Here is a 19,351-nt window from a genome sequence, read left to right as displayed (position 1 = left end):
AAACCTATTAGAAAGGCCGGAGCATCACTGCTCCGGCCTTTTCGGTTGGTACTCGTTACAAAGCGCCCCTCATGCGAGCGCGGCTGGTGGCCATTCTGACCGAAGCCCTGAACGTCTTTCTGACCGTCAGTTGGTGGTGCCGGTGGCCGAAGTCCCGCCTGCTTCCGACATGGCCGAGGCCACAACAGTCGCCACAGTCGTGGTGCTGGACGAAGCAGAGAGCGCGCTGATCACCATGCCATTGGGGGCGGTCGGCGCGAGAGCGGAAATGATCGGAAGGACCGGTTGCGCCGAGACCGAAGCAACCGAAAGCATGAGAGCGACCACAGGAAGGAAGATCTTTTGCATTTACGTTTCATCCTGGCGTTAGGGTTTCGATAACCAATGGATACACGATTCCTCCCCAAATTCGAAGCAAAGGCTGCTGAATCGGGCCAGCAAAGTAAACACGTGGTTAAAATGCGGAGAGTTTGTGGCGTAACCGTGGCAAAGGCTTAAGGAAACCTAAACCGATGCCCCGCCAAGCGCATAAACAAAAAGCCGGAAAGCTTGCGCTTTCCGGCCTTCTCGTGGTCCGAAGACCGCGAAATTCGGTGTCGAACTTAGTTCGACGAAGCCGCCACGGCGACGCCGACGAGCAGCAGCACCGGGATCAGGATGCCGGCGTTCGAGGACGACGACTCGGCGACGACCGGGGTCGCGTCGACGACCGGGGCGGTGTAGCCGCCGGCGAAAGCGGTGGAAGCCGAAAGGCTGGCAACCAGGGCGATGGTAGCGATCTTTTTCATTTTAAATCTCCGTCATTGCTGTAGAGAGCCGCCAAGCCCGGCAGCATCACGGCGAGAAAAGCACAAGCGTTAGGAATTGCAAAGGGTAAATCGCGGGCCCTTTCACGTGGCGTAAAGGAAGTGTTGCGGTTTTGCACGCATCTGCAGAAAATCCCCCGAAAACCCATGATAAAAGGGCTTGAAGCGGCCCTTCTTGCACCCGCAGGACGCGAAAAATGAGCGCTTGAGGAAAATCTCTGATGCGTCAGAGAGGGTGCAAGAGGTCGGTGTGAGGCGCCACTCAACCGCGCCGCTTCACACCCAAGCTCAGCACAAAGATCAGCGCCGCAACAACGACGATGGACGGGCCTGCTGGCGTGTCGAAATTGAGCGAGGCCTGTAGCCCGCCCAGAACCGAGGCGGCCCCAATCGCCGTCGCCGCGAGCGCCATCGACTCGGGACCGCGCGCCAGTTGGCGTGCGGCGGCCGCCGGAATGATCAAAAGTGCCGCGATCAACAGCGCGCCTACGATCTTGATCGCCACCGCCACCGTCAGCGCCAAGGCCAAGGTCAGCACCAACCGCGCGCGCAGCGGATCTTGCCCCGAGGCTTGGGCGAGTTCTTCGTTCACTGTGGCGGTCAAAAGCTCCTGCCAGCGCCAGATCAAAAGCACCGCAACCACGGCAGAGCCGCCCCAAACGACGGCCAAATCGGTGCGGCTCACGGCCAAAATATCGCCAAACAGAAACGCCGTCAGATCGACCCGCAGCCCCGAAATGAACGATGCCGCGACAAGGCCAAAGGCCAGCGCCGCATGGGCGAGCACGCCCAAGACCGTATCCATCGCATGCCCGCGCCCGGACAGCGCCGCCACGGTCAGCGCCATTGCAAGCGCGACAACCAGCGTGCCCGCGTAAAGTGGCAGCCCAAACCCAAAGGCCAGTGCTACCCCTAAAATCGCGGCATGCGAGGTGGCATCCCCGAAATAGGCCATACGCCGCCAGACCACGAAAGAGCCGAGCGGCCCGGTGGCAAGCGTCAGGCCAATGCCCGCCAGCGCGGCACGGATCAGAAAATCGTCAAGCATGGTCGTGGGTGCATCCTGCGGCGTGATGGTGGCCGTGGCTGTGGGGCTCATGCGGATGGGCAACATGGGGCGCGCCATGGTCATGGCCATGCCCTTCGTCTTCCTCATGGTCGTGGTCGTGCATATGGCGGTAAAGCGCGAAGGCGCCCCCGGTGCCAAGGCCAAAAAGCGCGCGATATTCCGGCGCGGCAGAAACGACTTTGGGCGTGCCTTGGCAGCAGACATGGCCATTGAGGCAAATCACCCGATCAGAGGCAGACATCACCACATGCAGATCATGGCTGACCATCAGCACCGCGACACCCATTTCCGCGCGGACCTCTTCAATCAGCCGGTAAAAGCCCGCCGTGCCGGGCTGGTCGAGCCCCTGCGTTGGCTCATCCAATATCAAAATATCGGGGTTTGCCAAAAGCGCGCGCGCCACCAGCACGCGCTGCAATTGCCCCCCCGAAAGTCGCGCCAATTGCCTTGGGCCAAGCCCCGGCACACCGGTGCGCGCCAAAGCCGCCTCGGCCTGCGCATCGCTCACCCGGCGCGGCAAAGACAGGAAACGCCGCACCGTCATCGGCAGGCCGGCATCAATATGCAGCTTTTGCGGCACATAGCCGATTACCAGCCCCGGCGCGCGCGTGACCGCCCCCGTCGCGGCGGCTTCAAGGCCAATCAAGGCCCTGATCAAGGTGGATTTGCCCGAGCCATTCGGGCCAACAACGGTAACGATTTCGCCGCGCTCAATCGCAAACTGAACTCCGCCCAGCACCGTCGCCTCGCCATGGCGCACTGACAGGTTCTCGGCGGCAATCAACGCACTCATGCGGAAGCCTCCGCCTTGGCGCGGCAATCTGGGCAAAGACCCAGCGCCTCAAAACTTGCACGCTCTACGGTGAACGCAAGCTCCCCGGCAACCAGATCAAGCGCTTGGCGCAGCGGGGCCGCCTCGGCTTCCACCACGGTGTCGCACTCCCGGCAGATCAAGAACACCGGCGCATGCGCCTCGCCCGGATGCATACAGGCCGCAAAGGCATTGAGCCGCTGCACCCGATGCGCCAGCCCCGCCTCGACCAGAAATTCCAACGCGCGATAAGCGACGGGCGGCTGATTGCCAAAGCCCTCCGCCGCAAGACGATCCAGCACCTCATAGGCGCCCATCGCCCGATGCGCCTCCAGCAATATCTCCAGCACCCGCTTGCGCACGGGCGTAAACCGCAGCCCCCGCCGCTCGGCTTCAGCCGCCGCGCGCTCAAGCACGGCCCCCGCGCAATGCGCATGGTCATGCTGGCCGAAGGCGCAGCCCGGATCGGTAGGGGTATCGTGAGGCATGTTACTTTATCACATTTCTCTTGACCTGTTACGGTATAACATAGATAACCCGCAACCGACCCGCAAGTTCCCCCTCACCTTCCTCTGAGGTTTCGATGAAGAAGACACTGATCCCCGCGCTCGCGCTTTTGCCCCTGCCCGCTTTGGCCGATGTGCCGAATGTGGTGACAGATATCCCCGCCGTGCATTCGCTCACCGCGCAAGTGATGGGCGATCTGGGCAGCCCCGCCGTTTTGCTCGAACAGGGCGGCAATGCGCATAACTACCAGATGAAGCCGAGCCAAGCAGCCGCCCTGCAAAACGCGGATCTGGTGATCTGGCTCGGGCCGGAAATGACCCCGTGGCTGGAACGCGCCATTGACGGTGTCAGCTTGAAAGGTGCGCAACTCGAATTGCTTGATGCCCCTGGCACGCATCTGCAAGATTTTGACGGCCATGCCCATATGCACGCCCCCGCCGAAGAAGCGCAGGATCACGAAGCCCATGAAGAAGGCCATGATGAGCATGGCGAAGCAGATCACGACGATCATGACCATGTGCATGAAGGGCTAGACCCCCATGCTTGGCTGACGCCCGAAAACGCCGAAACTTGGCTGGGCGTGATTGCCCAAGAGCTTTCGGCAGCCGATCCGGAACATGCCGCGACCTATGCCGCCAATGCCGCCACCGCGCAGGAAGCCGTGCGCGCCCTAGACGCCCAAATCACCGCCGAACTGGCCCCGGTTGCGCAGAAACCCTTTGTCACCTTCCACGCGGCCTATGGCTACTTTGTCACCCATTATGGGCTAAGCGTGGCGGGGTCGGTCAATATGAGCGACGCAACCGCGCCGGGCGCCGCGCATTTGGCCGAATTGCGCGACCAATTCGCGGCTCAACATATTGTTTGTGCCTTCCCCGAAGCGCAGCATGACCCGAAGCAAATTGATGCTCTGCTCGAGGGCACCTCGGTCAAGCGCGGCGGCACGCTCGACCCGTCTGGTTCCGCCCTGCCCTATGGCCCCGAGCTTTACGCCGCGCTGATGACCGGCTTGGCCGACACATTGCGCGATTGCCTTTCCGAATAAGGTCTTACGCGCTCTTGCTCGTCCGGGGCATTCGTGAAACGCTCCGGGCGAACAAGGGGGCGCCATGTCAGCCGATATCCGCCGTTTCGGCACCACATCCACCGGAGACTTGGTCGAGGCCGTAACGCTGCGCGCGGGCGAATTGACTGCGCGGCTGATCACCTTTGGGGCCAGCTTGCAAGATTTGCGTCTGGCGGGCACACCTTGGCCGCTGATCTTGGGCTCCGATACCCTTTCCGCCTATGAAAGCGGGGCGCTGGCTTGGGCAGGCGCGGTGGTCGGACCCGTTGCCAATCGGCTCTCAGGCGCGCAGGTCGAAATTGCCGGGCAGCTTTGGCGTGCCGCGCCAAATGACGGGGCAAACCTGTTACATTCGGGCGATGCGGGCTGCTCGCAGCAAGTTTGGGCGATTGAAACCGCCAATGCTGACAGCGTCACCTTTCGGCTTGATCTGCCGCATGGGGCGGCCGCCCTCCCCGGCAACCGGGTGCTGCGCGCCAGTTATCAGATCGTGGCGCCAAGCACGCTGGAGATCACGCTCAGCGCAGAAACCGATGCAGAGACGTTGATGAACCTTGCGCATCACCCCTATTGGAACCTTGACGGCACGCCCACCACCGCAGCGCATCATTTGAAAGTGGCAGCAGAGCAGATGCTGCCCTGCGATGCGCAAAACCTGCCGCGCGCCCCGATTTCGGTCGCGGATACAGTCTACGACCTGCACCACGCGCGCCGTGTCGCCGACCTGCCGCCGCTCGATAACAACTACTGCCTGCCCGGCACGGGGCTGCGCGCGGTAGCAGAACTGACCGGCAGCGCGGGTGTCTCGCTCACGATTGAAACCGATGCGCCCGGACTTCAGGTCTATGATGGGCAGCATATGGGCGCGCACCCAGTCCTTGGCCTCAGCGGTGCGGCGTATGGCCCCCATGCAGGTCTTGCACTTGAGCCGCAGATGTGGCCCGATGCGCCGCAACATCCCGATTTCCCAGCCATTACGCTCCATCCGGGCGAAACATGGCGCCAAGTAACCCGATTGCATCTGAGCCGTAGCATTTCCACGGACAAGCCCGCGAGGACCGCGCTATGACCACCCCGCCCGCCTCCGACGTCACGGCGCTGTTTGCCGATCTCGCCACCCGTTTTGGCATGAGCCGCGCCGCGGGCGCCTGCCTTGGCACGATCTGGCGCGCGGCGCAGGCCCCCTCTGCCGAAGACCTTTGCAACGCGCTTGGGCTTTCGCGCTCCAATGTCTCGGTCGCGCTGAAAGAACTGCGCCAAGCGGGGCTCGTGCAGGTGGCGCGCGCGCCCGGCACAAGGCGTGATTTCTATGTGGCTGACCCAAACCCTTGGGCGCTGCTGCGCGCCGCTTTGGCAGACCGCCACCGCCGCGAAATCGCCCCCTTAACCGACAGGCTCGCCACACTGGCCGCGACCGATAACACGGACCCGCGCGTTGCGGCGCTGGCCGAAATGTCAGCAGTGGCCGAGGATTGGTTTGCCCGGCAACTGCGCCGCGATGCCGCCGATTTCGCGCAATTCATGGGCGCCGACAAAGCCGAGAAGAAAAAGAAGAAAGGCCAGCGCGGCAAGTAAGGCTTAGGCCTTACTTACCCGCGCCGCACGCGCACGGCCTTTCGCAGCAGGGGCGCTTTTGCGCAGCGCCGTCTCTGCGCCCGTCTTTTCCGCTTTCGCCGCCGTACGGGGCGCTGGGGTGGCAGACCGGGGCACCGGATGCGTCTCCGAACGCTCCGCTGCGGCGCGTTGCTCCGGCACTTCCATCAGATCCTCGATGAAGAGGCTGACAAGCTGGCTGCGCGCCCCCACCCCGGCCTTGCGATAGATCGAGGCCGTCTGCGCCTTCACCGTGCCCTCGGACGTGGCCCGCAATTGCGCGATCTCGGCCAAGCTCAGCCCTTTGATCGCGAAAAGCGCCACATCGCGCTCTGCCGGGGTCAGGCCCCATTCGGTAAAACGCTCTTCCAAAAGATCGGCAAATTCCGCCGACGCGCGCCGCAGACCTTCGCGCGCCACTTTCGCTTCACGCCGCACCGCCAACAGCACATGCGCGCCAAAGCCAAGCCCGACCAAAAGCGCGACAGCAGCGCCAATTTCAAACGCCTCGCGCAGCTCCCACGGGATCGGCGGCAAAGCGATCCCGATCAGCGCCGAGACGATATCGGAAACGTAGTAGAGCGCCGGGATTGCTTGAAGAACAAACAAGGCCACAACGATCACCCGCGAGCGGAGCCAGCTTTGCACAACGGGCGAGGGGCGAGCCGATTCGTAAATTTGCTCGGTCATCTGAAAGCCTCCCCGCCGCGCGATCCCCCAAGACCATGATCTGAGGGACCGGAAGGCCGATCCGGCGGATCACCCGCTGGACCGCCCGGACCGCGCCCCTCCCCCGGTGCACCGGGCGGCGGACCATCGGGACGCGGACGCCCATCGGGAGCCGGGCGCCCCCCCGGCCCACCCCGCTGGCCCTCCCGCGGGGGCCGCACATAGTCGCGGAGAACTTCGTCATTGCGCGGGTCGAGCACGATCTCGCGCTCCCCCTCTTCCCCCTGCGCCACGATGCGCGTGCGGCGCAGCCATGTCTTGGAGGTGGTGATATCGGTATAACCCTCGGCCTCAAGCTCCGAGATGATCTCTTCTTGTCGGTCGGCCAACACCGGTCCCGCAGTCGCCATGACCACGCCCAGCATCACCGTGGCAAAGGCCAATTTGCCCGGCAATTGCCCAGTGCTGCGATCGCCTTCACGTGTTCCGATCAACCAATCCATCTCGTTCCTGCCTTGCGCCTGTGCGCGTCAATTCTGCCCCAGCTTTGTTTGCAATCGACCGGGAGCCCGCTCCGCCCCATCTTCCGTGAGCGATAGGATACGGAGGCCCCCGGGCCCCCGGCCGAAAATCTGGCTCCCTCGGACCGATTGGGGTCGGCTGGCTGGGAGGGAACCTGGCCACGCTTTGGGGGACGGGGCCAAGAGTAGGAAACGCCTGCCGCACACGGAAAGCAAGCAGTGCGAGAGACGTTTTTCAGCTTAAAGCACTTCTATAAACCCCCGGTATATACGCCCAAGGCCGATTGACGCGGGCTTTCACGCGCGCCTAGGCTGGGGCGATTTGTGACGAGGATTTTTCATGCCCGGTTCGAAGCGCTTCAAAGCGCAAAAACGCCTTTTCCTACGCCAAGCGCCGCAGCACCCCGCGCCGGGTTTACGCTACGTAAAGGCCGCGCATCCCGCCCATACGGCAGGCGGGCGGGAGATTGTGGAGAAATGGGAGTGGTTTGAGCGCGTCGTGCTGATGGCGACCTTGGTTTCGGTGATCTTCGGCATCTGGGCGTGGAAGGAGGAACACGACACCCGCCGGGAGGAAGCGATCAACCGCGCATGGAGCATCCTGACCGCCCCGGCCACCGGCAATTCGGGCAAGCGCGAGGCGCTGGAATATCTGGCGGCGCAGGGCGTGTCGCTGCGGGGGATTGATCTGTCTTGCGAAAAGATGGGCGGCGGTTGGGATGAGGCGCAGAAGGCCTGTGACAATCCGGTGGATTTGATGCGTCTGACGCCAAAGGCGCCCGAGGGGGAGCGAGTGGACCTTTACCGCGCGCATCTGCAGGGGGCAAAGCTCTTGCTCGCGCATCTGGCGGGTGGGAACCTCGGGGAGGCGCGCCTGGAAGGGGCAGACCTCAGAGTCGCGCATCTGGAGGGGGCGGGGCTCTTCGAAGCGCATCTTGAGGCGGCGCGGCTCGGAGGCGCGTATCTGCAGAAGGCAAGCCTCCGGGAAACGCATCTGGAGGGGGCGGCGCTTTGGGAGGCGCAGATGGAAGGGGCGGACCTCCGGGGCGCACATCTGGAGGAGGCTTCCCTTTGGAAGGCGCAGATGGAGGGGGCCGACCTTTCGCACGCGCATCTGGACCGGGCTCAGATTTCGGGCGCCGATTTCAACAAGGTCGTCGGCCTGGACACCGCCCATTTCACCGACGTCTGGGCTTGGGCCGACAGCCCCCCCATCGGCCTACCCGCAACCATACCCGTCACGCTCTGCCAGTATCGAGACGGGATGGCTCGCTACCTAGAACCCTTCTTAATCCGCCCCGATCCCTGCCTACCGCCGGATTAAACCTTCATCTCCTCGCCAAGGTGTTTGGCGACGGTGAAGATGTCTTTGTCGCCCCGGCCCGAGAGGTTGATCACGATGATATGGTCTTTGGGCAGCGTGGGCGCGAGTTTCATCACATGGGCGACCGCGTGGCTGCTCTCCAACGCCGGGATGATCCCCTCGGTGCGGCAGCAGAACTGGAACGCCTCCAAAGCCTCGGCATCGGTGATCGACACATATTCCGCCCGCTTGATGTCGCGCAGCCAGCTGTGTTCCGGCCCGATGCCGGGATAATCGAGGCCCGCCGAGATCGAATGGCCTTCGAGAATCTGCCCGTCTTCGTCTTGCAGCAAATAGGTGCGGTTCCCATGCAGCACGCCCGGCCGCCCCCCGGTGAGCGAGGCGCAATGCTGCATCCGGTCATCCACGCCCAAGCCCCCGGCCTCAACGCCGATGATGCGGACCTCTTTGTCATCAAGGAACGGGTGAAACAGGCCCATCGCGTTCGACCCCCCGCCCACGGCGGCAATGATCGTATCGGGCAAGCGGCCTTCGCCCTCTTGCTGCTCCAACTGCCAGCGGGTTTCGCGCCCGATGATGGATTGGAAATCGCGCACCATCGCCGGGTAAGGCGCGGGGCCCGCCACCGTGCCGATGCAATAGAAGGTGTCGCGCACATTGGTGACCCAATCGCGCAGCGCATCGTTCATCGCATCTTTCAGCGTGCCCCGGCCAGAGGTCACCGGCACCACTTCCGCGCCCAAAAGCTTCATGCGGAACACGTTCGGGGCCTGACGCTCCACATCGGTCGCGCCCATATAGACGATGCATTTAAGCCCGAACTTGGCGCAAACCGTCGCCGTCGCCACGCCATGCTGGCCCGCGCCGGTTTCGGCAATGATCCGGCTTTTGCCCATGCGGCGCGCGAGCAGAATCTGGCCCAGCACGTTGTTGATTTTATGCGCGCCGGTGTGGTTGAGCTCTTCGCGCTTGAGGTAAACCTTGGCCCCGCCCAATTCCTCGGTCATGCGCGGCGCGAAATACAAAGGCGAGGGGCGGCCCACATAGTCGCGCCAAAGCAAGTCCATCTCCGCCCAGAAGGTCGGATCGGTCTTGGCATGTTCGTATTGCGCTTCCAGCTCCAAAATGAGCGGCATCAGCGTTTCCGAAACGAACCGGCCCCCGTGGATGCCGAAACGCCCGTTTTCATCCGGCGCGGTCATGTAGCTGTTGGGCAGATCTTCGGCCATTGGTCTCATTCCCCTGTTCCCTTGCCCCGCAGATAGCGCGCTCTTGGGGCTGGGTAAAGTTTCCCATGCAGATAAGGCTGAAATACCGCGGGCCTTGGCGGCTTAGGCGCTTTGCGCGGCCTGCACGAAGGCGGCGATCTTGGCGGCATCCTTCACGCCCGGCGCGCTTTCCACGCCTGACGACACATCGACCTGCGTTGCGCCCGTCAGCCGCACCGCCTCGGCCACGTTGTCGGGCGTAAGACCGCCGGCCAGCATCCAAGGCCGCACCCAGTCGCGCCCCGCAATCAGCCGCCAGTCAAACGAGAGCCCATTGCCGCCGGGAAGCGTGGCCTCTTTGGGCGCTTTAGCATCAAGCAGGATTTGATCGGCGACCGCCTCGTAATCCGCAATCGCTTTCAGGTCTGCGGCCTCGGCCACGCCCACTGCCTTCATCACCGGCAGGCCGTAGCGCGCGCGCAATTCGGCCACACGGGCTGGGCTTTCTTTGCCGTGAAGCTGCAGCATATCAAGCGGCACTTCGGCGGTGATCGCATCAAGCAGATCATCCTCGGCATTCACCACCAGCGCGACCTTGGCAAGCCCCAAGGGCGCAGCCAGCGCCAGTTCCCGCGCTTGGGCAATTTCCACATGGCGCGGCGAGCGCGGGAAGAAAACAAGCCCCATATAGCCTGCGCCAGCCTCAGAGGCTGAAACGACATCTGCGGGCGTTTTCAGCCCGCAGATCTTACAGCGCACCCCGCCGGGGCGGCCTTTATTGATGGCAACGGTGACCATGCCGCGTTAGGCGCGCGGCTTGTCGAGCAGCGCCAAAACGTCATCCCGCGGGCCTTGGGTCTTTTCTTTCAAACGGCCCAGCTCACGTTCAAGGTTTTGCGCGCGCTTGGTCGCTTTGCGGGCGGTTTTGCGGAAGCTCCGCTCGCGGAAAAACTCCCAAAAGAAGCCGACCAGCAGCCCGACGCCGAGCCCCGCAAAGATCACGAGGTAAAGCGGCACATCCACGCGCCAGTTCATGCCCAGATAGGTCTCGGCCTCTGCGGGCAGCAGTTGCAGCGCGACGATGGCGCGGTTCGACATCGCCAAAACGACCAAAACAACAGCGAGCACCAACAGGAACAGGTAGCGGATCAGGCGGATCATCTGGGGTCTTACTCCTCTGCCCCGTTCAGCCGGTCTCGCAAAAGCTTACCGGTCTTGAAGAAGGGGACGTGTTTTTCTTCTACCGCGACCGAGGTGCCGGTGCGCGGGTTGCGCCCCGTTCTAGCATCGCGTTTCTTTACCGAAAAGGCGCCGAAACCGCGCAACTCAACCCGGTCTCCACGGGCCATCGCTTCAATGATCTCTTCGAAGATCGTGTTGACGATCTTTTCGACGTCACGCTGGAAAAGGTTAGGATTTTCCTCGGCAATCTTGGCGATCAATTCAGATCGAATCATAATATCCCCCCGTAGGCTATCCGACTGTCAGCCCTATTTTCTCTTTCTCCGACTATAGGAGGAATTCTCGGCGTCTCAAACAGCAAAGGCTTGGAAAAACGGGGAATTCAGGGGGGATAGCGGGAGATTTGGGCACGCTTTTCGCTTTGCAGGCGGCATTCTCGGGGCGGAAAGCGGCCAGATATGGCTCAGAAGCGCCTCTTTCGCCCCTTCAACACACCTTTTGCGCGAATCGAAAAGCAAAAGGCCCCGCTTGCGCGGGGCCTTTCCGTTCCCTTTCGGGAGAAGCTTATTCGCGGCCTTTGAGGGCGGCGCCGAGGATGTCGCCGAGCGAAGCGCCCGAGTCCGACGAACCGTATTGTTCGACGGCTTCTTTCTCTTCAGCGATTTCACGCGCTTTGATCGACACGCCCAGTTTGCGGGTTTTGCTGTCGACGTTGACAACGCGCACGTCCACGTGGTCGCCCACTTGGAAACGCTCGGGGCGTTGGTCGGCACGGTCACGGGCAAGGTCCGAACGACGAATGAACGACTTCATGCCGTTGTATTCGACTTCGATGCCGCCGTCTTCGATCGCGGTCACGTTCACGGTGATCACCGAGCCACGTTTCACGCCATCAACCGCATCCGAGAAGGTGTCGGCGTCGAGCGCTTTGATCGAGAGCGAGATACGCTCTTTGTCGATATCCACTTCGGTGACCGCGGCTTTGACCACGTCGCCTTTGCGGTAATCTTGGATCGCTTCTTCGCCGCGCTTGTCCCACGACAGGTCCGACAGGTGAACCATGCCGTCGATGTCGTTGTCGAGGCCGATGAACAGACCGAATTCGGTGATGTTCTTCACTTCGCCTTCGATCATGCTGCCAACCGGATGGGCGTCAGCAAACGATTCCCACGGGTTGCGCATGCATTGTTTGAGGCCAAGCGACACGCGGCGTTTCGCGGTGTCGATCTCGAGCACCATAACGTCGACTTCTTGCGAGGTCGAAACGATTTTGCCGGGGTGCACGTTTTTCTTGGTCCACGACATTTCGGACACGTGAACCAGACCTTCGACACCAGCTTCCAACTCGACGAATGCGCCGTAGTCGGTGATGTTGGTGACGCGGCCTTTGTGCACCGAACCGAGCGAGAATTTGGTTTCCACCGAATCCCACGGGTCGTTTTGCAGCTGCTTCATGCCGAGGCTGATGCGGTGCGTTTCCTTGTTGATCTTGACGACTTGAACCTTGACGGTTTCGCCGATCGACAGGATTTCCGACGGGTGGTTCACACGGCGCCACGCCATATCGGTGACGTGCAGCAGGCCGTCCACGCCGCCCAGATCAACGAACGCACCGTATTCGGTGATGTTCTTGACCACGCCGTCGACCACTTGGCCTTCCGACAGGTTGCCGATGACTTCGGCGCGCTGTTCGGCACGCGATTCTTCGAGAATGGCGCGACGCGACACAACGATGTTGCCACGACGACGGTCCATTTTCAGGATTTGGAACGGCTGTTTCAGACCCATGAGCGGGCCAGCGTCGCGCACCGGACGCACGTCGACTTGCGAGCCGGGCAAGAAGGCCACAGCGCCGCCCAGATCGACGGTGAAGCCGCCTTTGACGCGACCGAAGATGGCGCCATCGACGCGCTCTTCCGAAGCATAGGCTTTTTCCAGACGATCCCAAGCTTCTTCGCGACGGGCTTTCTCACGCGAGATGACGGCTTCGCCACGCGCGTTCTCGACGCGATCCAGATAAACTTCGACCTCATCGCCAACGGCGATCGAGGGAGCTTCACCCGGGTTCGAGAATTCTTTCAGGTCAACGCGGCCTTCCATTTTGTAGCCGACGTCGATGATGGCTTGGCCCGCCTCGATGGCGATGACTTTGCCTTTGACGACCGACCCCTCTTGGGGGGTGTCGATCTCGAAGCTCTCTTGGAGAAGGGCTTCAAATTCTTCCATTGTTGCTTTGGCGCACATGCGTCTCAGTTTCCTTTACATCATGGTTTGACTGGCCATGCGGTTGGCTCCGCCGGTCTTTCGTTGCGAATGTCGCAAGGGGGCAGCCCATGGCTACCCCCTTCGACCGGGCCCCTATAGGCGCGAATCGCCCTCAGGGCAAGGATTTGTTGGCAAATGTGAGGGTGAGCGCGATCCAGCGCCTACCCGCAGAAGGGCAAGGCACGCACGGCGGCTTGCACGTCCGCCTTGCGGGAGTCCTTGCCGATCCGCATCGATTTCCATGTCCGCGCGATGCCGCGATACTCGCCCGAGCGCGCGCCCTGCGCCACCAGCCCATCGCGTGCGACACCGCTTTGCATCCGCGACACGGCGCAATCAATGCTTTCGAGCGGATTGGTCAGGCTGGCCGTCGCCGGATCATAGGTGCAGACCTTGTTCGACTTGCCATAGGTCAGCTGAAACAGCCCAGCACGGTCTTTCCCGCGGGGCGATTTCGCAGGCACCACCAAACCGGGCACGAAGTCGCTTTCCTGTCCGGCAATCGTCACGGCGATCTGCGCCCACACATCCACCCGGCGCGCGCGCGGGAGCTCCGCAAAATTGGGGCAATAATCTGCAATATCGGCGGGTGTGCCCATTTTATCGAGGTATTTGTAAATTCGCTCACGCAGGCGCGTCGACCAAATTTTCCGTTCTGGATGCCCAACCTCCCAAGCCAAAACCGGACGGCCATTCATCATCTGGGTCGCAGGGCCCTGTGCCGCAACCGGCATAGAACTCAAGACCAAGCCCAATGTCAGAGCGGCGGCCGAAACTTTTTGGGTGAAACGTGCGATATGCGTGGTTGGCATGAAGAATTTTCCTCCGTTTTGCCGGGGGTGAACGCGATCCTTCAAGCCGCAGTTTAGCCTAGTGGCGAATCCCCCTGCCGCGCAACACCGCAATATAAAAGGCGCCACCTTGCGGCAGCGCCTCGTAAAACAAGGGGCTTTGCGCGCTCAGTCGATCCGCGTGACCAGCTCGCTCAGCGGCTTGCGCACTTTCTTCATGCCCAAAAGCCAATCCCCCTCATTGGCGCGGTAGCCCAGCGGCATCAACGTGACCGAGCGCAGGCCCTTTTCGCGCAGGCCAAGGATTTCATCGACCTTGGCGGGGTCAAAGCCCTCCATCGGCGTCGCATCCACCTCTTCTTCGGCGGCTTGGGCCAGCGCGATGCCAAAAGCGATATAGGCTTGGCGCGCGGCATGGTCGAAGTTCACCTCCGCCGGGCGAGGCAGAAACTGCGCCTTGAGATTATCGTAGTACGGCGTGACCATCTCGCGCGGAATACCGCGCTCCGCCACGGTGTGATCGACCACCGCATCAATGCGCGCGTCGGTGTAATTGTCCCAAGCGGCAAAGATGATCAGATGCGAGCCATCGGTGACTTGAGCTTGATCATAGGCGGCCCCGCGCAGTTTTGCGCGCAGATCGGCATTGGTGATCACCAAAATTTCAAAGGGCTGCAGCCCCGAAGAGGTCGGCGCAAGCTGCGCCGCAGCCAGAATGCGGGCCACCTTCTCTTCCGGCACGGCTTTGGCCGGGTCCATCTTTTTGGTGGCGTAGCGCCAGTTGAGCGTGTCGATCAGCATGAGGGGTCCTTATTGCGCGATCTTGGAAGGAGCCGCAGATTAGACGCACCCAAAAACCGCACAATGGCAAGTTCTGCGCAATGACGCACGGACCCCATGCGCGGCGGCACAGAGTTAGGCTTAAAGCCCGGTCACGAAGAAGCTGGAGATATCGAAGTAAAGATCGCGGTTCTCGCCCGCCTTTTCCAGCGTCAGCACATCCACCGCGCGGCCCGAGGGTTGCATCATCAGCCCCTGCGTTTGCACCTGCCAGCCGGGGAAGTGCGCCGAAACATAGGCATATTCGGCGGCAACGCTGCTGGCCGGAATGGCGCTGGCGGGGCTGGTGCCGGGAGGCTCGGCAACCTCTACAGGCGGCGGGGTCACGGTCACCGGTGCGGGGGCAGATGGCGCCTCCATGCAAGCCGAAAGCGCCGCTGCGAGCCCGCAAAGCAGAACGGAAGACCCAATACCCTTCATGAAACCCTCTTTATCTTTTGGTTTGGCGACGATTCACGCCATCGCCTTTGCAATCAAATCACAAGCGGCGGCCACGGCGGCCTCGATGCTCATGTCAGAGGTATCAATCTGCACCGCATCCTCGGCGGGTTTGAGTGGCGCATCGGCGCGGTTCATATCCCGCTCATCGCGGGCGCGGACCTCGGCCAAGACCTGCGCCTCATCGCCCCCCAGTTCCAGCCAGCGGCGATGCGCCCGCACCTCGGCAGAGGCGGTGACAAAGAGCTTCACCTCCGCCGTGGGGCAAATCACCGTGCCAATATCGCGACCATCCAGCACCGCACCGCCCGCACGCCGGGCAAAATTGCGTTGATAGTCAAGCAAGGCTTGACGCACCTCGGGGATCACCGCGACCTTGGAAGCCGCCTGCCCCGCTGCAAGCGTGCGCAAATCCGCGCGCGCAAGGTCTGCAGGCGTCAAGCTGCGCGCGGCCGCGACCGGGTCCAGCCCCTCTGCCTCGGCCTTCACCCCAACGGCGCGGTAAAGCGCGCCGGTATCAAGATGCGCAAAGCCGAACTTTTCCGCGACCGCGCGCGACAGCGTGCCTTTACCCGCCGCGGCGGGCCCATCAATCGCGACTGTGAACTGCATACGGCCCTCTCGTTTTCTCCGCAGCGCCTCCGGCAGGGATATTTATGGCAAGATGAAAAACACTTTCAGCTTGCCGGAATAGCCCCACAGAACGTCTCGCTTTCTTACTCTGCGCGCGTGATCGTAGCGCCGAGCCCGCGCATCAGCTCTTCAAACACCGGGAAAGAGGTCGCAATCGGCGAGCCGTCATCCACCGTGATCGGTTGCTGACTTGCAAGCCCGAGCACCAAAAAGCTCATCGCGATACGGTGGTCGATATGGGTTGCCACCGTCGCGCCGCCCGGAACGCCATCCGGCCCAAGGCCATGCACGATCAGCGTGTCCTCGTCTTCCTCAATTTTGACGCCGCAAGCCTCAAGCCCGCGCGCCATCGCGTCGATCCGGTCGCTTTCCTTCACCCGCAACTCATGCACACCGGGCATGGTGGTGGTGCCACGCGCACAAGCCGCCACTGCCGCCAGCACCGGATATTCGTCAATTTGGCTTGCCGCGCGCGCGGCGGGCACGGTGATCCCCGTCAGCTCCGAATAACGTACGCGCAGATCGGCGACCGGTTCGCCGCCCTCTTCGCGCTCGTTCAGAAATTCGATATTTGCGCCCATTTCCTTGAGCGTCAGGAAGAGCCCATTACGGGTCGGGTTTTGGCTGACGCCCGGCACCATGATGTCAGAGCCCGGCACCAACAGCGCGGCGCAGACCGGGAAAGCGGCAGACGACGGGTCGCGCGGCACGGCTACCTTTTGCGCGGTCAGTTCCGGCTGGCCCTTGAGCGTGATCCGGTTGCCCTCGGGCGTTTCTTCCACCGTCACCTCGGCGCCAAAGCCGCGCAGCATCCGCTCGGTATGGTCGCGGGTGGGGGTTTTCTCAATCACCACGGTCTCGCCCGGCGCATTGAGCCCCGCGAGGAGCACCGCAGACTTCACCTGCGCCGAGGCCATCGGCGTGGTGTAGCACACCGGCACAGGTTCTGCCGCACCGACCACCGTCATCGGCAAACGACCGCCTTCACGGCCATAAGCCCGCGCGCCAAAGAGCGCGAGCGGGTCCGTCACCCGGCCCATCGGGCGTTTGCGCAGGCTCGCATCGCCCGTGAAAGTGGCGGTCAGCGCAGAACTCGCCATGCACCCCATGATCAGCCGCACCCCGGTGCCCGAATTGCCGCAATCAATCACCGCCTCGGGTTCGGCAAAGCCGCCCACGCCCACGCCCTCTACCGACCAAGCGCCGGGGCCATGTTGGGTGACCGTGGCGCCAAACGCCTGCATCGCCTTGGCGGTATCGAGCACATCTTGGCCTTCCAAAAGCCCGGTGATCTCGGTGCGCCCAACCGACAGCGCCCCCAAGATCAGCGCCCGATGCGAGATCGACTTGTCGCCCGGCACCTCGGCCACGCCCGAAAGCGGCCCGCCCTTGCGCGCGGTCATCAAAATAGGATCGCCGTGACCGGACATGAAAAGCCTCCCTGATGGTTCGGCCTCCCATAGCGCAAGCCGCGCCCGCCTAAAAGCCCCAAGGGGCGGCTTAAGGTTTGCGGAAAGTGGCGTAATCGGGCACGCGGCCTTCGCGCAGCGCCTTTTGTTCGTAGCGGGTCGAGATCCAATCCTCCCACGCCGTGCCGGAATGCGCGGTCAGCTCAAAGCCCGCTTTCGGCACTTCGCGCAGAGCTTGGCGCATGTAATCCGGAATATCGGTGGCGACGCGGAACTCCGCCCCCGGCGCAAGGCACCGATAAAGCGGCACAAGATGGTCTTGCGTGACAAAGCGGCGGCGATGATGTCGGCGCTTTGGCCAAGGGTCGGGATAGTTCAAAAACGCTTTGGCAACCGAGCCCTCGGGCAGCACATCCATCACATCACGCGCGTCCCCCGGCCAAACGGCGACGTTTTCCACGCCCGCCGCGCGGATTTTGCCCAAAAGCATCGCCACGCCGTTGATGAACGGCTCACAGCCCAGAATGTTGATCCCCGGATAGGTGGCGGCCATATGCACCATGTGCTCGCCGCCGCCAAAGCCAACCTCCAGCCAAAACGGCGCATCATTGCCAAAGATCGTCGCCGGATCGACCAGATCCCGCTCGGGGTTTTCATCGCGCGAAAAGCCCTGCGGGGTCAGCGTGTCGAGGTCTTCGCCCAAGTAAACCTTTTGGCTTGGGCGCAGCGTTTTGCCTGCGCGGCGGCCATAGAAATTGCGCCACTCCGGTTGCGGGGCGGCGGCGGTTTCCTCGGGGATGTTGGTCTCTTCGCTCATGGCCGCGCCTTTAGGGGGCTGTTGCGCCTCGGTCAAGCCTTCTCAACCGCGCCCGCGATACGGGGCCACACCCTGATCGGGGATCCAAACGCCTTCGGGCGGCGCCCCGGTTTGCCAAAAGACATCAATCGGAATGCCCCCGCGCGGATACCAATAGGCGCCGATACGCAGCCATTTCGGCGCGAGCAGCTCGACCAGCCTCAGCGCAATCTCGACCGAGCAGGTCTCGTGAAACGCGCCATGATTGCGGAAGCTTGCCAAATAGAGCTTGAGCGATTTGCTCTCCACCAGCCAGTCGCCGGGGATGTAATCAATCACGATATGCGCAAAATCGGGCTGGCCGGTGAGCGGGCACAGCGAGGTAAACTCGGGCGCGGTCAAGCGCACGGTGTAATCGGTGCCCGGATGCGAGGCGGGCACACGCTCCAACACGGCCTCTTCCGGGGAGGTCGGCGCGGCGACAGATTGGCCCAATTGGGTCAAACCAGATGTATCAGTGCGTTCCATAAAATCTTTACCTTCTAAAATGTTGAAATCGCTGCTTTGGCAGGGCCACGGCTTCTCTCTTGAAACTATTGACCGTTGCAGATCGCGCGCTGGATGATTGGTGCCACCGTCTGAGCAGAAATCCCTCGATCTTTGCAATAGGGCGTCACAAGCCAATCTGACACGCGTTTTTGCCCTTTACTCGCGTTACAGCCACGGCAGCGAAGCGCAATATTGTCCTCACCGATGAGCGTCGCGTCATTGATGATATGCTCCCAACTCGGCGCAGATCTTGCAGAGACTTTGAAGCGCGTGAAACCCGTTCCGCAGTAAACACAGACTTGGTCGCGCGCCCGCACCTTTGCCTCAAGCCATGCAGGGACGTTCCATCGGTTCGCCATAGAGGCACCTCCTGCTCTTAGACTTGCCTCAAGGCGCGCGGGGCAACGCCCCCGGGATTTGACGCATTATCCGCGCATGATCAAGAAAAGCCCACTCGCCATCAGGCCAAGACCCGCCGCGCGGGCGAGGCTGATCGGGCGTGCAATCGCCCCGAAAAGACCGAATTGGTCGATCAGCGCGGCGGAGATCATCTGCCCCATCAACACAAAGAACACCGCATTTCCCACGCCAAAGCGCGGCGCAACAAAGGTGACAGAGAGCACGTAAAAACAAACCAGCAGCCCCGCCAAGAACAGATGGCGCGGTTGTGCGGGCACGTCGCGCAGCGCCGTTGGCCCAGCGGTGACCAGCATCACCACCACCGCGCCCGTTAAAGCGACGCAAAACAAAACAACCGCCGCCACCACGGGCGAGCCGATCCGTGTGCCGAGTTGCGCATTGAGCGCCGCCAAAACCGGAATTCCAATACCTGCGACCAGCATCACGGCCGCGTAGCGCAAGCTCTCGCCCATGC

General features: G+C 62.3%; 24 protein-coding genes. 4 read left to right on the top strand and 20 right to left on the bottom strand.

From position 1 onward, the window contains the following. Positions 1-126: 126 nt before the first annotated feature. The 5 genes from CRO18_RS07940 to CRO18_RS07920 form a co-directional block, all read right to left on the bottom strand. Positions 127-348, bottom strand: a complete 222-nt coding sequence (locus CRO18_RS07940; protein WP_076485694.1) for a hypothetical protein — start codon at positions 346-348, stop codon at positions 127-129. A 254-nt stretch (positions 349-602) separates the two neighbouring features. After that, a complete protein-coding gene (locus CRO18_RS07935) occupies positions 603-788 on the bottom strand; it encodes a hypothetical protein (protein ID WP_076485695.1) in 186 nt (61 codons plus the stop codon). A 280-nt stretch (positions 789-1,068) separates the two neighbouring features. Beyond that, entirely contained in the window at positions 1,069-1,854 is a 786-nt protein-coding gene (locus CRO18_RS07930; RefSeq protein WP_097081727.1) for a metal ABC transporter permease, read from the bottom strand. Then, positions 1,847-2,668, bottom strand: coding sequence for a metal ABC transporter ATP-binding protein (locus CRO18_RS07925; protein ID WP_076485697.1), 822 nt, complete (start codon positions 2,666-2,668; stop codon positions 1,847-1,849). Before CRO18_RS07925 ends, CRO18_RS07930 begins: the two co-directional genes overlap by 8 nt. Continuing rightward, the gene (locus CRO18_RS07920; RefSeq protein ID WP_076485698.1) at positions 2,665-3,174 is read right to left on the bottom strand and encodes a Fur family transcriptional regulator; all 510 of its coding nucleotides are present in this window, start codon (positions 3,172-3,174) and stop codon (positions 2,665-2,667) included. Before CRO18_RS07920 ends, CRO18_RS07925 begins: the two co-directional genes overlap by 4 nt. A gap of 95 nt (positions 3,175-3,269) precedes the next feature. Here CRO18_RS07920 and CRO18_RS07915 point away from each other — a divergent pair, with 95 nt between their 5' ends. The 3 genes from CRO18_RS07915 (at position 3,270) to CRO18_RS07905 (ending at position 5,834) form a co-directional block, all read left to right on the top strand. Further along, positions 3,270-4,238, top strand: coding sequence for a zinc ABC transporter substrate-binding protein (locus tag CRO18_RS07915; RefSeq protein WP_097081726.1), 969 nt, complete (start codon positions 3,270-3,272; stop codon positions 4,236-4,238). Positions 4,239-4,302: 64 nt separating this feature from the next. Next, a complete protein-coding gene (locus tag CRO18_RS07910) occupies positions 4,303-5,328 on the top strand; it encodes an aldose epimerase family protein (protein ID WP_097081725.1) in 1,026 nt (341 codons plus the stop codon). Further along, the gene (locus tag CRO18_RS07905) at positions 5,325-5,834 is read left to right on the top strand and encodes a GbsR/MarR family transcriptional regulator (RefSeq protein WP_097081724.1); all 510 of its coding nucleotides are present in this window, start codon (positions 5,325-5,327) and stop codon (positions 5,832-5,834) included. Before CRO18_RS07910 ends, CRO18_RS07905 begins: the two co-directional genes overlap by 4 nt. Before the next feature lie 3 nt (positions 5,835-5,837). Here the strand turns inward: CRO18_RS07905 and CRO18_RS07900 are convergent, their stop codons facing one another. Then, entirely contained in the window at positions 5,838-6,542 is a 705-nt protein-coding gene (locus CRO18_RS07900; RefSeq protein WP_097081723.1) for a LuxR C-terminal-related transcriptional regulator, read from the bottom strand. Further along, the gene (locus tag CRO18_RS07895; RefSeq protein ID WP_097081722.1) at positions 6,539-7,024 is read right to left on the bottom strand and encodes a hypothetical protein; all 486 of its coding nucleotides are present in this window, start codon (positions 7,022-7,024) and stop codon (positions 6,539-6,541) included. Before CRO18_RS07895 ends, CRO18_RS07900 begins: the two co-directional genes overlap by 4 nt. A 358-nt stretch (positions 7,025-7,382) precedes the next feature. Here CRO18_RS07895 and CRO18_RS07890 point away from each other — a divergent pair, with 358 nt between their 5' ends. Next, positions 7,383-8,366 (top strand): pentapeptide repeat-containing protein, encoded by a 984-nt coding sequence (locus CRO18_RS07890; RefSeq protein WP_097081721.1) that lies wholly within the window; start codon positions 7,383-7,385, stop codon positions 8,364-8,366. Here CRO18_RS07890 and trpB read toward each other — a convergent pair. The 13 genes from trpB to CRO18_RS07820 form a co-directional block, all read right to left on the bottom strand. After that, complete coding sequence (trpB, locus tag CRO18_RS07885; protein ID WP_076485705.1) at positions 8,363-9,595, bottom strand: tryptophan synthase subunit beta; 1,233 nt, start codon at positions 9,593-9,595, stop codon at positions 8,363-8,365. The two genes, CRO18_RS07890 and trpB, sit on opposite strands and share 4 nt — an antisense overlap. Before the next feature lie 102 nt (positions 9,596-9,697). Further along, positions 9,698-10,372, bottom strand: coding sequence for a phosphoribosylanthranilate isomerase (locus CRO18_RS07880; protein WP_076485706.1), 675 nt, complete (start codon positions 10,370-10,372; stop codon positions 9,698-9,700). 6 nt (positions 10,373-10,378) lie between these two features. Continuing rightward, positions 10,379-10,735 (bottom strand): LapA family protein, encoded by a 357-nt coding sequence (locus tag CRO18_RS07875; RefSeq protein ID WP_083952257.1) that lies wholly within the window; start codon positions 10,733-10,735, stop codon positions 10,379-10,381. Positions 10,736-10,743: 8 nt separating this feature from the next. Further along, positions 10,744-11,031, bottom strand: coding sequence for an integration host factor subunit beta (gene ihfB / locus CRO18_RS07870; protein ID WP_097081720.1), 288 nt, complete (start codon positions 11,029-11,031; stop codon positions 10,744-10,746). A 289-nt stretch (positions 11,032-11,320) separates the two neighbouring features. Then, a complete protein-coding gene (gene rpsA / locus CRO18_RS07865) occupies positions 11,321-13,000 on the bottom strand; it encodes a 30S ribosomal protein S1 (RefSeq protein ID WP_076485708.1) in 1,680 nt (559 codons plus the stop codon). Positions 13,001-13,182: 182 nt separating this feature from the next. Then, complete coding sequence (locus CRO18_RS07860) at positions 13,183-13,833, bottom strand: transglycosylase SLT domain-containing protein (protein WP_076485709.1); 651 nt, start codon at positions 13,831-13,833, stop codon at positions 13,183-13,185. Positions 13,834-13,980: 147 nt separating this feature from the next. Continuing rightward, positions 13,981-14,613 carry an NAD(P)H-dependent oxidoreductase gene (locus tag CRO18_RS07855; protein WP_097081719.1) on the bottom strand — a complete coding sequence of 211 codons (633 nt, stop codon included), beginning with the start codon at positions 14,611-14,613 and terminating at the stop codon, positions 13,981-13,983. A gap of 120 nt (positions 14,614-14,733) precedes the next feature. Beyond that, the gene (locus tag CRO18_RS07850; RefSeq protein ID WP_097081718.1) at positions 14,734-15,072 is read right to left on the bottom strand and encodes a hypothetical protein; all 339 of its coding nucleotides are present in this window, start codon (positions 15,070-15,072) and stop codon (positions 14,734-14,736) included. Positions 15,073-15,105: 33 nt separating this feature from the next. Next, on the bottom strand, positions 15,106-15,702 hold the full coding sequence (locus CRO18_RS07845; protein WP_097081717.1) for a d(CMP) kinase: 597 nt from the start codon (positions 15,700-15,702) through the stop codon (positions 15,106-15,108). Between the two features lie 104 nt (positions 15,703-15,806). Then, positions 15,807-17,153 carry a 3-phosphoshikimate 1-carboxyvinyltransferase gene (aroA, locus tag CRO18_RS07840; protein WP_076485713.1) on the bottom strand — a complete coding sequence of 449 codons (1,347 nt, stop codon included), beginning with the start codon at positions 17,151-17,153 and terminating at the stop codon, positions 15,807-15,809. A gap of 70 nt (positions 17,154-17,223) precedes the next feature. Then, positions 17,224-17,949, bottom strand: a complete 726-nt coding sequence (locus CRO18_RS07835) for a tRNA (guanosine(46)-N(7))-methyltransferase TrmB (RefSeq protein ID WP_097081716.1) — start codon at positions 17,947-17,949, stop codon at positions 17,224-17,226. Positions 17,950-17,991: 42 nt separating this feature from the next. Beyond that, positions 17,992-18,456 carry a preQ(1) synthase gene (gene queF / locus CRO18_RS07830; protein ID WP_097081715.1) on the bottom strand — a complete coding sequence of 155 codons (465 nt, stop codon included), beginning with the start codon at positions 18,454-18,456 and terminating at the stop codon, positions 17,992-17,994. A gap of 446 nt (positions 18,457-18,902) precedes the next feature. Next, on the bottom strand, positions 18,903-19,349 hold the full coding sequence (locus CRO18_RS07820; protein WP_097081713.1) for a DMT family transporter: 447 nt from the start codon (positions 19,347-19,349) through the stop codon (positions 18,903-18,905). Positions 19,350-19,351: the final 2 nt, after the last annotated feature.

The sequence above is a fragment of the Rhodobacter sp. JA431 genome (assembly GCF_900217725.1).
GTDB lineage: Bacteria > Pseudomonadota > Alphaproteobacteria > Rhodobacterales > Rhodobacteraceae > Rhodobacter > Rhodobacter aestuarii.
Note: the sequence above shows the minus strand (reverse complement) of the source record. Positions and strands in the feature narration are given on the sequence as shown.

Excerpts from the sequence above, each read along its gene's own strand:
- CRO18_RS07940 (WP_076485694.1), bottom strand. The coding sequence starts at position 348 with ATGCAAAAGATCTTCCTTCCTGTGGTCGCTCTCATGCTTTCGGTTGCT.
- CRO18_RS07935 (WP_076485695.1), bottom strand. The coding sequence starts at position 788 with ATGAAAAAGATCGCTACCATCGCCCTGGTTGCCAGCCTTTCGGCTTCC.
- CRO18_RS07930 (WP_097081727.1), bottom strand. The coding sequence starts at position 1,854 with ATGCTTGACGATTTTCTGATCCGTGCCGCGCTGGCGGGCATTGGCCTG.
- CRO18_RS07925 (WP_076485697.1), bottom strand. The coding sequence starts at position 2,668 with ATGAGTGCGTTGATTGCCGCCGAGAACCTGTCAGTGCGCCATGGCGAG.
- CRO18_RS07920 (WP_076485698.1), bottom strand. The coding sequence starts at position 3,174 with ATGCCTCACGATACCCCTACCGATCCGGGCTGCGCCTTCGGCCAGCAT.
- CRO18_RS07915 (WP_097081726.1), top strand. The coding sequence starts at position 3,270 with ATGAAGAAGACACTGATCCCCGCGCTCGCGCTTTTGCCCCTGCCCGCT.
- CRO18_RS07910 (WP_097081725.1), top strand. The coding sequence starts at position 4,303 with ATGTCAGCCGATATCCGCCGTTTCGGCACCACATCCACCGGAGACTTG.
- CRO18_RS07905 (WP_097081724.1), top strand. The coding sequence starts at position 5,325 with ATGACCACCCCGCCCGCCTCCGACGTCACGGCGCTGTTTGCCGATCTC.
- CRO18_RS07900 (WP_097081723.1), bottom strand. The coding sequence starts at position 6,542 with ATGACCGAGCAAATTTACGAATCGGCTCGCCCCTCGCCCGTTGTGCAA.
- CRO18_RS07895 (WP_097081722.1), bottom strand. The coding sequence starts at position 7,024 with ATGGATTGGTTGATCGGAACACGTGAAGGCGATCGCAGCACTGGGCAA.
- CRO18_RS07890 (WP_097081721.1), top strand. The coding sequence starts at position 7,383 with ATGCCCGGTTCGAAGCGCTTCAAAGCGCAAAAACGCCTTTTCCTACGC.
- trpB (WP_076485705.1), bottom strand. The coding sequence starts at position 9,595 with ATGGCCGAAGATCTGCCCAACAGCTACATGACCGCGCCGGATGAAAAC.
- CRO18_RS07880 (WP_076485706.1), bottom strand. The coding sequence starts at position 10,372 with ATGGTCACCGTTGCCATCAATAAAGGCCGCCCCGGCGGGGTGCGCTGT.
- CRO18_RS07875 (WP_083952257.1), bottom strand. The coding sequence starts at position 10,735 with ATGATCCGCCTGATCCGCTACCTGTTCCTGTTGGTGCTCGCTGTTGTT.
- ihfB (WP_097081720.1), bottom strand. The coding sequence starts at position 11,031 with ATGATTCGATCTGAATTGATCGCCAAGATTGCCGAGGAAAATCCTAAC.
- rpsA (WP_076485708.1), bottom strand. The coding sequence starts at position 13,000 with ATGTGCGCCAAAGCAACAATGGAAGAATTTGAAGCCCTTCTCCAAGAG.
- CRO18_RS07860 (WP_076485709.1), bottom strand. The coding sequence starts at position 13,833 with ATGCCAACCACGCATATCGCACGTTTCACCCAAAAAGTTTCGGCCGCC.
- CRO18_RS07855 (WP_097081719.1), bottom strand. The coding sequence starts at position 14,613 with ATGCTGATCGACACGCTCAACTGGCGCTACGCCACCAAAAAGATGGAC.
- CRO18_RS07850 (WP_097081718.1), bottom strand. The coding sequence starts at position 15,072 with ATGAAGGGTATTGGGTCTTCCGTTCTGCTTTGCGGGCTCGCAGCGGCG.
- CRO18_RS07845 (WP_097081717.1), bottom strand. The coding sequence starts at position 15,702 with ATGCAGTTCACAGTCGCGATTGATGGGCCCGCCGCGGCGGGTAAAGGC.
- aroA (WP_076485713.1), bottom strand. The coding sequence starts at position 17,153 with ATGTCCGGTCACGGCGATCCTATTTTGATGACCGCGCGCAAGGGCGGG.
- CRO18_RS07835 (WP_097081716.1), bottom strand. The coding sequence starts at position 17,949 with ATGAGCGAAGAGACCAACATCCCCGAGGAAACCGCCGCCGCCCCGCAA.
- queF (WP_097081715.1), bottom strand. The coding sequence starts at position 18,456 with ATGGAACGCACTGATACATCTGGTTTGACCCAATTGGGCCAATCTGTC.
- CRO18_RS07820 (WP_097081713.1), bottom strand. The coding sequence starts at position 19,349 with ATGGGCGAGAGCTTGCGCTACGCGGCCGTGATGCTGGTCGCAGGTATT.